Source organism: Flavobacterium sp. 2755 (assembly GCF_031455715.1).
Lineage (GTDB): Bacteria > Bacteroidota > Bacteroidia > Flavobacteriales > Flavobacteriaceae > Flavobacterium.
The window spans coordinates 21,785-34,547 of sequence record NZ_JAVDTG010000001.1; the positions used below are offsets into that span (position 1 = coordinate 21,785).

Below are 12,763 nucleotides of genomic sequence, written 5' to 3' on the forward strand. Positions count from 1 at the left end.
GGAAGAATGCCTCCCGGCTTCAACTAACAAACCTAAAACCAGTATAAGGTAACTGTAAGATTAACACTCATTACTAAATTAAATTTGTTATATAAGTTTAAATAATGCCTGAATTTTTATAACCGCTCTCAGCGATTTATGATAAAAATGTTAATCCTAAAATTGATTTAAATGAAGTCAAATATCAACTTATTCAATAAGTGTATTTGAAACAAATATAACAAAAAACAAATACAACACAATCGGTTGTTTATTAATTTTATTAGAGATATTTAAAAAATAAGCTTAAAAAAAATAATTAATTAAATTTTTAAGTAAAATAATTAAATTATGCTTAAATAAACATTTCTTAGGAGATGCTTAGTTATGAAATATAAAATGATCTTTTAGAAATTTTAATAAAAAAATAAAAACACGCTGAAATATCAAAATTGAGAAAAACGAAATAAAAATATATTTTTAAATAAGTTATTTCGTATAATTTACTTAAAATTTATTCTGTTTTAATAACAGCAAGCAATTACGCCAGAGATAACAGATTCAATAAAAATCAATTAAACAATCGGTTGTTATAAATATAAAAAAGTAAATTATTTTTTCTTGTGTACAAATTAAAACATCAAATACAAAAGCACTTTCAATTTTGCTAAATGTGGTTATTTTTTTGTTTTTATCTCTTGTAAAGGCTATAAATACAACATTTCTATTATATAATGCTTCAAATCTACTATTGTAATTATCACTGTAAAACTACATTTACAACCTTGAATTCAAACTATCTAGTACAAAACCAAAAACACAATGATGAAAAAACAAATTAAGAGATATGCATTTTTAGTGCTGATCGTTTATGGAAACAGTTATGCTCAAACCAAAAAACATATGGATGCTAATAAACCAATTGAAGACCGCATTACACTTTTGATGAAAGAAATGACATTAGAAGAAAAAGTTGGACAAATGAATCAATACAACGGTTCATGGGATGTTACCGGACCAAAACCGGAATCTGGATCTAATGAAGAAAAATACAACAATATAAAAAAAGGATGGGTTGGTTCTATGTTAACCGTTCGAGGCGTTAAGGAAGTTCGAGCTGTACAAAAAATCGCCGTTGAAGAAACCCGTCTTGGGATTCCGCTTATTTTTGGTTTTGATGTAATTCACGGTTACAAAACCCTGAGCCCTATTCCACTCGCAGAATCTGCAAGCTGGGATTTAGAAGCCATTAAAAATTCGGCTCGTGTGGCGGCACTTGAAGCTTCGGCTTCAGGATTAAACTGGACTTTTGCACCAAATGTTGATGTAGCCAATGACGCACGCTGGGGACGAGTAATGGAAGGCGCTGGTGAAGATCCTTATTTAGGAAGTAAAATTGCTACGGCAAGAGTAAAAGGTTTTCAGGGCGAAAAATTTGATAATACCTCTATTATAGCTTGCGCGAAGCATTTTGCTGCGTATGGTTTTGTAGAAGCCGGCCGTGAATACAACAGCGTTGATATGAGTAATTCAAAGCTTTATAATACCGTATTACCTCCTTTTAAAGCAACTGTCGATGCTGGAATTCGAACTTTTATGAATTCCTTTAATACATTAAATGGAGTTCCTGCAACCGGAAACGTCTTTTTACAAAGAGATATTTTAAAAGGAGCTTGGGGATTTAAAGGTTTTGTAGTTTCTGACTGGGCTTCTATTGGCGAAATGATTACACACGGTTACGCTGCTAATACCGCCGATGCCGCTAAAAAAGCAGCGATTGCAGGTTCTGATATGGATATGGAATCTAATGTTTATGTATCAGAATTGGTTAAGCTGGTCAAAAACGGATCGGTTAAAGAAAGTGTAATTGACGATGCTGTACGCAGAATTCTTCGTGTAAAATTTGAATTAGGTTTATTTGACAATCCGTATAAATATTGTGATGAAGACCGTGAAAAAGCAAACATTGGCAGTAAAGCCAATAATGACGGCGTTCTGGACATGGCAAAAAAATCGATCGTTTTATTAAAGAATGATAAAAACCTTTTGCCTCTGAAAAAATCAGGCGCTAAAATTGCTTTAATTGGTGCTTTGGCAAATGATAAAAACAGTCCGTTGGGAAGCTGGAGAATTGCTGCTGATGATAATACAGCCGTTTCTGTTTTAGAAGGAATGCAGCAATATAAAGACAACTCGTTAGTGTATGAAAAAGGAACAGATGTCGCTGTAAATAAACAATCATTTTTAAACGAAGTACAACTTAACACCACTGATTTTTCTGGATTTGAAGCGGCAAAAACAGCTGCAAAAAATGCCGATGTTGTCGTAATAGTTTTAGGTGAAATTGGTTTTCAAAGCGGTGAAGGACGAAGCAGAACTGAATTAGGTTTACCTGGAAATCAACAGCAATTATTGGAGGAAGTTTATAAAGTGAATCCAAATATCGTTTTGGTTTTAAATAACGGACGTCCGTTGAGTATTCCATGGGCAGCAGAGCATATTCCTGCTATTGTCGAAGCATGGCATTTAGGAACTCAAACCGGAAATGCAGTTGCACAGGTTTTATACGGAGATTATAATCCAAGTGGAAAACTGCCAATGTCTTTCCCAAGAAATGTAGGCCAATGCCCTATTTACTACAATTTATACAATACCGGAAGACCGACAGATAAAGATCAAAATGTTTTTTGGTCGCATTATTCAGATGTGGAAAAAACACCTTTATATCCTTTTGGTTATGGATTAAGCTATACTTCTTTCGCTTATAAAAATCTAAAAATTGCAAAACCTTCTTTCCAAAAAGGAGAAAAAATAGAAGTTTCTATTGATGTTACCAATACCGGAAATTTTGACGGAAAAGAAGTTGTTCAATTGTATCTAAACGATCCTGTAGCAAGTATTGTTAGACCTGTAAAAGAATTAAAAGGTTTTGAACTTATCGAATTAAAAAAGGGAGAAACTAAAACAATTCAGTTTACTTTAACCGATAAGGAACTTGGTTTTTATGACAACGATGGTAAATTTTTAGTAGAACCGGGCTTGTTTAATGTTATGGTGGGCTGGAATTCAAATGAAGGACTTACGACTAAATTTGAACTAAAATAATTAGAAAAATCTGTTTTTATCAGCGTTTTCGCTTTAGCGAATCAGTAAAATCAGCGTCTAATTTTGACGCGGATAAAACAGATTTACTTCGTAAAGACGCAGATAAAAACGGATTTAATTAACAATAATTTTATTTTTTAAAAGCTTAAACCAATGCCATTGTCCGAAGCATCTGGATTTATTCTTAAGCAAACAACCTAATAACCTGAGTACGATAATACCTTTTTAAGGTTATTAATCGGCTCAGGTTTTTTTGGTGACAGGCTAAATTTCTATAAAAAAGTAAAGGTTCAATTTAGTTTTATTAATATTGTTTCGTATATGCTTAAAATAAAATCAATTGCAAATTTTATTTTCAATTAAAATTGACCAATAACCACATTAAAAATGCAAATGAAAAATATCCAATATATTCTTGTATGCTTCTTTTTGCTTACAAACTGCCTGTTTTCACAAGGTAAATTTGACAGCTATCAATTTAGAAGCATACAGGAAACTACTTCAAAAAGAGCTGTTTCTTCTATCATTCAGGATAATAATGGTTTTATCTGGATTGGCACAAACGGCGCTGGTTTATACCGATATGACGGGGTAAATTATTTTGGATATAAATATGATAAAAAACCCGGATCTGTAAACAGTAACTTTATTTATACCACTTTTATTGATTCCAAAAATAATCTTTGGGTGGGCACAGATGAAGGTTTGTGTTTGTACAACAGGGATTTAGATAATTTCACCAAAATCAATATTGAAGATGTAATACGAAAAGGCTACAGCGAACCTATTACCGTAAAAACAATTATTGAAGACAACAACGGCAATTTATTCTTAGGCGCGTATGGTTTCGGGTTATTTAAATTGAATACTAAGACTTTAAAAGTAACTTTAGTTCAATCAAAAGTATTGGACAAACCTAATTTTCTAATAAAATCTTCGGTAAAAAATAAACAGGGAACTATTTATTTAGGAACCAGTTACGGTCTTTTAGAAATTGATTTAAACGGAAAAGTCAAACAGGTTTATAAAGATAAATTTAAAAGAGAACCTTTGCTGGATGATATTGAAAGTCTTGTTGTAGATCAATTTGGCTATATCTGGCTGGGAACAACAGAAAATGGCCTGATAAAAATTAAACCTGAAACCGATAATTATCAATTTGAAAAATACGCTATTACCAAAAACAAAATCTTATCGATTGTAAAAAGCAGTCTGGATTACATTGTATGCGGTACCGAAAATGACGGATTATTGGTTGTAAATTATAAAGGACAAGTACTTAAAAAATACCTGCATAGTAAATACAATAGTTTCAGTTTACAATCTAATTCTGTCTGGTCGTTATACGAAGACAAAGAAAAACGACTTTGGTTAGGATATTTCAATAAAGGACTTGGTGTTTTTGATAAACCAAATAACAAATTCAATTCGCTTGAATCTCTTGTTAATAATGATAATTCTTTACAAACGAGCTTTGTAACTTCTGTTATAAAAGATAAAAAAGGAAATTTATTAATTAGTAACGAAGGCGGCGGACTTGATATTTATAATCTTACGGATAAAAGTTATATTCACGTTAATCAAAATAATCAAAGCTATTATTCTGGTTTAGATGCAATTGATATTCAAACGATATTTATAGACAGCAAACAAAATATCTGGATAGGAAGCTGGGATCGCGGCATCTATTTTTTAAAAAATGGCACTACCCGATTCGTAAATTATAATACTTCAAATACAGGATTAACATCCAATCGAATTTTTAGTTTTTCAGAAGATTCAAAAGGCCGAATCTGGATTGGAACTTTTATAAAAGGACTGCATTATTTTGATAACAAAACCAACACATTTGTACATTGCGATTCTAAACCATTTGCCGAAAATGCTTTAGACAATGCTTTTATCCGTAAGGTTTTTGTAGACTCAGATAATGTGCTTTGGGTTGGAACAATTTTAGGATTGTATCAGGTAAATCTAAAAGACGAATCGAATTTTAAAGTCACAAAAATGCGCGACGCCATGTTCAGCGGTATTAATAAACACAACAGTATTCAAAGTATTTTATCTATTTATGAATCAAATGATAAAACAATTTGGTTAGGAACTGACGGTCAGGGATTGTTTAGTTACAATAAAAAAAATAAGACATTTTCTAATTATGATGATTTTCCGGGTTTTAAAGAGAAATCTGTTCGTGCGATAATTTCAGACAATAACGGTTCTTTATGGGTAAGCGGCGGATCTGGCTTAACAAAACTGGATTTTAAAAATAAAAAAAGCACCAATTTCAACAAAGATGATGGTCTTATTGACAACGATTTTAATAATAACGCCGTTTTTAAAGATGGAAATGGAGAGTTGTATTTTGGCGGTTATGAAGGCGTAAATTATTTTAATCCTAACGAAATTAAAAAGGCCGAAAAAGCGCCAAGATTGTATTTCAGTGATTTCAAATTATTCAATCGATCCGTAAAACCAAATGAAGAAGCTTCGCCGTTGACCAAAGTAATTTCGCAGACTAAAGAAATTACGCTTAACTACACACAATCGGTTTTTACGATTGAATACGTGGGAATCAACTATAATTATTCTAAAAAAAATCAATACGCTTATTATCTCGAAGGTTTTGAAAAAGACTGGAATTATGCCGGAAATAACAGAACAGCAACCTATACAAACCTTGCACCGGGCAATTATACTTTTAAAGTAAAATCGGCCAATGCAGATGGTTCCTGGAGCGATAACCAATTAGAATTAAAAATAAAAATCCTTCCGCCTTGGTGGAAAACAATCTGGGCTTATTTGATATATGCCGCTATTTTAATTTTCCTGATTCAATATATCAATAAAATTTATCAAAATCGTTTTAAAGCGAAACAGGCTATCATTTTAGAGAAAGAAAAATCCATTCAGTTAGAAAAATTGAACAATAAAAAGTTACAGTTTTTCACGAATATCTCGCATGAGTTCAGAACACCTTTAACGCTGATTATTAATCCGCTGGAAGATATTTTAAAAAGCAAAAAAATATCTCCAGAAATACATAACAAATTAAAAATCGTTCACAAAAGCTCTGACAGACTTTCCAGACTGATTAATGAGCTTATGGATTTTAATAAATTAGAGTTCAATAAAATTTCGCTTCAGGCAAAGAAAATTGAAGTCGTTGCTTTTACAGAAGGAATTATTGACTATTTTAATGAAGAAGCCGCGGCCCGAAACATTAAAGTTAATTTTGAGTCATCACAAGATGAACTCGAAGACTGGCTCGATCCTAAAATGCTGGAAAAAATACTCTTTAATATTATTTCAAACGCATTCAAATTTACACCTGATAATGGTTCAATAACTATTACTATAGATACATCTGAAACGGAAAATGCTTTGATCATTTATGGAGAAAAAGTGCCTTCATTCTCCATAACTATTACAGATACCGGCTCAGGAATTCGCAAAAAAGATTTGAACAGAATTTTTGACCGATTTTATCAGGTTAATAATGTCAATAAAGATTATTACGGCAGCACCGGAATTGGTTTAGAAGTGGTAAAACAATTTATTGAACTACATAAAGGAAAAATTGAAGTGGAAAGTGAAGTTGGCGAAGGCACAAAATTTAAAGTAACATTTCCTTTAGGGAATTCTCTTTACAAGAAAAATGAAATCGTTAATGAGGTTTTTAAAATAGAAAAAAACAAAAACCAATTTTTATTTGAGGCTGTTAATAATCAAACAGATGAAGACGATTTTACAACTGAAATTATCGACAATGCTGAAGAAGAAAAAGCAAAATCATATACGGTTTTAATTGTAGAAGATAATCCTGAATTGCGTAATTATTTAAAAGAAGAATTAAGCAAATCATACAAAGTAATTACTGCCGAAAACGGCAAAAAAGGCTACGAACTTGCGGTGCAGAAATTACCAGATTTAATTATTACCGATGTTATTATGCCGGTTATGGACGGATTGCAGTTGTGTAAAAACATAAAAGGAGATTTAAAAACAAGTCACATTCCGTTGTTAATGCTGTCGGCAAAAGCAATGGTAAAAGACAGATTAGAAGGAATCGATTCTGGTGCCGATATGTATTTGAGTAAACCATTTGAACTGGATATTTTAAAATCCAGTCTGGCGCAGCTTATTACAAGCAGACAAATTATGTTTAAGAAATTTTACAGCGGCATCACCAAACAAGGAAAAGATAAAACAACATCGCTGGATAATGATTTCATTCAAAAAATTCTGCATTTTATTAATGAAAATATCAGCGAACCAGAATTGACGGTAGAACTTTTATCTTCAAAAATTTACTTAAGCAGAAGTCAGCTGTACCGAAAAATAAAAACATTGACAGGTGTTTCGGTAAACGAATTTATTCGAAATGTCCGTTTAGAAAAAGCAAAACAATTGATTGAACAAGGCAACAATAATATTAATGAAATAAGCTATAAAGTTGGGTTTACTTCTCCCTCCTATTTTGCTAAATGTTATAAAGTAAAATACGGTCATTTACCTAATCAGGAAAAAAAGACAAAAGAATAAAACTATACAAAAACTAATTCTAAAGAGCTTCGGTTTAAAACTGAAGCTCTTTTTTTGTCAGTCAATTTTTTCAAAAACCGCAGCTTTTAACTTCCAATAAAAATCAACATATCAAAAATATTCCTGTTCTTTTTTAAACAAACACTATTTTTTAAGTGAAAATTTTAGCAATACTTCAGCACTCATTTTTTTACCAAAGGGGCTTATTTGGCTTATAATAGGGGTTTAGATGTTTTTTTTGCATCATCTGTTGCACAATATGCATCATCTGTTCTACAATACAACACCTCTACAATTTACTTTCGTTAAGAAATATTTAAGAAAAAAATTTTCCTGCCAAAACTCAAAACAATCAACCAGCAGAAGATCAAAATTTTAAATGTTTTTCAAAAACTTAACGATTAACTAATTATTTCAATTAAACTAACAACCAAATTTTATGCAGAAAAGAACATTAAAAAAACTATTGTGCTTAATAGTATGTATGTGGGGAAATTTTTTCTACGCACAAACTGTTAAAGGTAAAGTAACATCTGGCGGAGCCAACCTACCGGGTGTTAGTGTAATAGTACAAGGAACAAAAAACGGAACGGTTACCGATTTTGACGGGAGCTTCGTTTTAAACAATGTAGAACCAAAAGCGTTGCTGCTTTTTAGTTATGTGGGATATAAAAATTTATCAATCCCGGCAGATACAAAAGCAATTATGCAGGTCACAATGGTAAATGACCTGGAAAAATTAAATGAAGTAGTTGTAATTGGGTACGGAACTTCAAAAAGAAAAGATATCAATGGAGCCGTTTCTTCTATCAAAGCTTCAGAAATTCAGGACAAACCTTTTGTCTCTATCGATCAGGCGCTTGTGGGTAAAGCTGCGGGGGTAAACGTTACTCAAAATTCTGGAACTCCCGGAGGAGGAATTTCGGTACAAATTAGAGGAATTACTTCTATTAACGGAAATGAACCTTTGTATGTTATTGACGGAACTCCGGTTTTTGCAGATAAAAACAACGAAACTTTTTCATTCAGCGCATTGGGCGGTGGAAACGGACAAACTAAAAATTCGGCTTTGTCTGGTTTGAATATTTCTGATATTGAAACTATTGACATCTTAAAAGATGCATCGGCAACGGCAATTTATGGTGCAAATGGTGCAAACGGTGTGGTTTTGATTACAACCAAAAAAGGAAAAAAAGGAAAATCAAAATTTGCATACGAAACCTATTTAGGAACTCAGGAAATAACTAATACCGTTGATGTTTTAAACTTACCTCAATATGCTAAATATCAGGCAAAAATTTACACATTAAACGGTGAGCCTGTTCCCTATCAATATCAAAAACCAGATTTATTAGGAAACGGAACAAACTGGCAGGACGAACTTTTTAGAACCGCAACAATGTACAATCACCAATTGTCATTTTCGGGAGAAAAAGAAGGAACACGTTTTTATACTTCTTTGAATTATTTTGATCAGGAAGGAATTGTTTTAAATTCAGATTTCAACAGATTATCAATGCGTTTAAATGTTGATTCTAATGTAAAATCATGGTTAAAAATTGGTAACAGCTTATCTGTAAGTAAATCATCTCAGCAAGTAGTTCGAAACGATGACCGCGGCGGATTAGTAATGAACGCTTTAAGACAATCTCCGGAATTACCGGTTAGAGCTGCAGATGGATCTTATGCAGGGCCAACAACAGGTTTAGGATCTTCGGCAAATGAAGCAACAAACCCAATTGCTTTGTCAGAATACAACAATTCGACCACAGAAAGATTTAAAATCAATGGTAATTTATTTGCAGATTTCACTTTAATCAAAGGATTGGTTTTTAGAACAGAGTTAGGATACGATTTAAACTTTTCAAAAAGTGCCACTTTTGCCCCAAAGTATACTTTAGGAAATGTGTCTGAACTTTTAAATAAATCATTCAAACAACAAGATCAAAGTTATTACTGGAACATCAAAAATTATTTAACGTATAATAAAACCATAAACGACAAACATAATTTTACTTTCTTATTAGGTCAGGAAGCGCAGGAAAGTCGATATGAATACATCAGCGGTTACAGAACCGGAGAGTTTTTAAACAAAGATTTTACCAACTTAAACATTGGTGATATTGATACTTCATTAAACGGAAACGGTTCTGGAAGATGGTCTATGTCATCTTATATTTCGAGATTGAACTACAGTTTTTCTGATAGATATTCTTTCTCTGCTTCTTTAAGAGCAGATGCTTCGTCAAACTTTGGCCCAAATAATAAATGGGGTTATTTCCCGTCATTTTCGGGAGGTTGGACAGTTAGTAACGAAAAGTTCTTTGAGCCTTTATCAAACAGTATCAATTACCTAAAATTTAGAGCAGGTTACGGTTTGGTAGGAAATCAAAATATTCCGGCAAACAGATACCAGACTATTCTAACATTGCTTTCTTCTCCTTTTGGAGGCGTTTCGCCAACAATTGACAATTTAGGAAACCCGGACATTAAATGGGAATCTCTTAAATCTTTTAATGCTGGTTTTGAATTGGCGATGCTTAACAACAGAGTAAAATTAGATTTTGACTATTATATCAAAAATTCATCTGATTTCTTAACCAAACAAATCAACGATGAATCGAATCAAAGTGCGCTTAATTACTACCTGAATACAGGAGAAATTGTAACGAAAGGAATTGAGCTTACGCTGAATACGAGAAATATTTCTACAGAGAACTTTACTTGGGACAGCACGATTATCTTTTCAAAATACAATAACGAATTGACAAGTTTTCAAGGCGAAGGAAAATCATTATTAGGAAAAGTACAATTTGATTTATATACCGTTACCAGAACTACAGAAGGCGAACCAGTTGGACAATTTTACGGATATGTAACGGATGGTTTGTTTAAAAATGCTGCTGAATTAGCTGCAGGGCCAACTCAGGAAACTGGAACCGGAATTGGAGATATTCGTTTTAAAGATCTTAACGGCGATGGAAAAATTGACAGTAAAGATCAAACAGCTATAGGAAGTGCAATTCCTGATTTTACTTATGCTTTTACCAATAACTTCAAATACAAAAACCTTAGTTTATCTGTTGTTTTAACCGGAAGTCAGGGTAACCAGATTTACAATTTTACACGTCATTATACTGATGGAATTTATCCGGGATTTGGCGATAGATTCGGAAATGTAAGTACTCAGGCCATGCGCGCTTTTGAACCGGGCGTAAACGAAAATACAGATGTACCAAGAATTACGCTTAACGACCCAAATGGTAACGGAAGAATTTCAAACCGATTTGTGGAAGATGGTTCGTATTTAAGAATTCAGAATGTTTCGTTGAGCTACGATTTACCAAACAAAATATTCGACAACTCTTTTATTTCTAAAGTAAGATTGTATGTAAACGTTCAAAATTTATACACGTTTACAAAATATACCGGCTTTGACCCAGCTCTTGGAAATTTAGATCAAAACATAACCTTAAGCGGAATTGATTTAGGACGTTATCCTGTGCCAAGAACGACTTCTGTTGGAGTGAATTTAGAATTCTAAGATTGATAAAAAAACACATTTAACTTAATGATTCATACTCATTAACATAAAAATATAGTTATGAAAAAACTTTTTAAACTTTTTATGATGGGAATGCTGATACCATTGCTGTCTTTATTTTCTTGTTCAGATGACTTTTTGGATGCACCATCTGAAAATCAATTAACACCAGCCGATTTACCCGAAGGAGTTACCGCTTTTGACGGAATCGCAGAGAGTTTGTACTTTAAACCGTGGTTTACTTTTAACGATAAATTCCTAATTGCCGTTGGAGATATGTACGCTGGAAACGCTTTTACTTTTGACGGTGCTTATGCACAGTTTAAAGATGCTCAGGTAACGTCACAAAACCCAATCCTGACAGAAGGATATGTTTCGTTGTTTTCGGTTATCGATCAATCGAATAATTTAATGAGTTTAGTCGAAGACAGAAAAAGCGAACTTCCGGAAGCATCTTATAAAAATGCAATTGCAATTTCTCGATTCATGAGAGCAAATGCTTATTTCTATTTGGTGAGAACTTTTGGAGCTGTGCCAATTATCAATAAAGCAGGTTCTGCAGCGCAGCCAAAAAGAAATCTTGTTGCTGATGTTTATAAATTCATCAAACAGGATTTAGAATATGCTGTTGCAAATTTACCTGAAAGAGGTGCAAAAAAGGGATATGTTACTAAATATGCTGCGATGGGTATTTTGGCAAAAGTACATTTGACTTTAAATGAATATGGCGAATGTGCTGCTTTGACCCAAAAAATTATCGGAAACCAATATATTTTGATTCAGGAGTACGGAAACTTGTTCAGCAGTCCGGAGAATAATAATAGTGCCGAAAGTATGTTTGCTTTACAGTGGAAAGCGATTGCTACAGAATGGGGAACACAAAATACCAATCAGGCGTATATTGTTCCGGGAGGTACAGGAATCACAGGCGGTGGTGACGGATGGGGAGTTTATCTTCCTTCTATTTCTTTACAAAATGGATTCGAACCAAAAGATACCAGAAAGAAAAGTACAATCATGACGGATGGTGATTTTTACCCTGAATTATTAAAAAATCAAGGTGGTTTTACGTATAAAAAAATATACTCTTCTACGGCGGCTAATTTCAGAAAATACATTGTAGGTTCTGCTGCCGAAAGAAACGATGTGTTTTTTATGAGAACTTCTCAAAACACTATCATATTAAGATATTCTGATATTTTATTGATGAATTCTGAAGCAATTTTGGCCGGAGCAGGTTCCACTACTTCTGCATCTGCTTTAAGTTCTTTTAATGAAGTAAGAGCGAGAGCCGGATTACCTGCTAAAACGGTATTAACAAGAGATGAACTTTTTAATGAAAGAAGAATTGAATTTGCACTTGAAGGACAATATTTCTTCGATTTAAAGCGCCGCGGACTTTCTGAAGCAACAGCAATCATTTCGCAGCAAGAAGTTGGTTTTTATTCTGATGATGCAAGAACCGATTTGATTTCGAGAAAGATAACTCCGGGAAGCAACTACTTTGAACTGCCATTACCGCAGTCTGCTATTGATACTAACCCATCATTATTAGAGCCTCCAGTTCCTTTTAACTTTAACTAACTTATT

Annotated in this window: 4 protein-coding genes; all 4 read left to right on the forward strand. The window is 33.0% G+C overall.

Annotated features, from left to right (window positions below):
• Nucleotides 1–804 precede the first annotated feature (804 nt).
• A complete protein-coding gene (gene bglX, locus J2Y38_RS00060; protein ID WP_309839712.1) occupies nucleotides 805–3,084 on the forward strand; it encodes a beta-glucosidase BglX in 2,280 nt (759 codons plus the stop codon).
• 393 nt (nucleotides 3,085–3,477) lie between these two features.
• Nucleotides 3,478–7,629, forward strand: coding sequence for a two-component regulator propeller domain-containing protein (locus tag J2Y38_RS00065; protein WP_309838375.1), 4,152 nt, complete (start codon nucleotides 3,478–3,480; stop codon nucleotides 7,627–7,629).
• Nucleotides 7,630–8,068: 439 nt separating this feature from the next.
• The gene (locus tag J2Y38_RS00070; protein ID WP_309838378.1) at nucleotides 8,069–11,173 is read left to right on the forward strand and encodes a TonB-dependent receptor; all 3,105 of its coding nucleotides are present in this window, start codon (nucleotides 8,069–8,071) and stop codon (nucleotides 11,171–11,173) included.
• Between the two features lie 60 nt (nucleotides 11,174–11,233).
• Nucleotides 11,234–12,757, forward strand: coding sequence for a RagB/SusD family nutrient uptake outer membrane protein (locus J2Y38_RS00075; protein ID WP_073488549.1), 1,524 nt, complete (start codon nucleotides 11,234–11,236; stop codon nucleotides 12,755–12,757).
• Nucleotides 12,758–12,763 lie beyond the last annotated feature (6 nt).

Bases quoted from the DNA above. Each gene is read 5' to 3' on its own strand.
- bglX (WP_309839712.1), top strand. From the start codon at position 805: ATGAAAAAACAAATTAAGAGATATGCATTTTTAGTGCTGATCGTTTAT.
- J2Y38_RS00075 (WP_073488549.1), top strand. From the start codon at position 11,234: ATGAAAAAACTTTTTAAACTTTTTATGATGGGAATGCTGATACCATTG.
- J2Y38_RS00065 (WP_309838375.1), top strand. From the start codon at position 3,478: ATGAAAAATATCCAATATATTCTTGTATGCTTCTTTTTGCTTACAAAC.
- J2Y38_RS00070 (WP_309838378.1), top strand. From the start codon at position 8,069: ATGCAGAAAAGAACATTAAAAAAACTATTGTGCTTAATAGTATGTATG.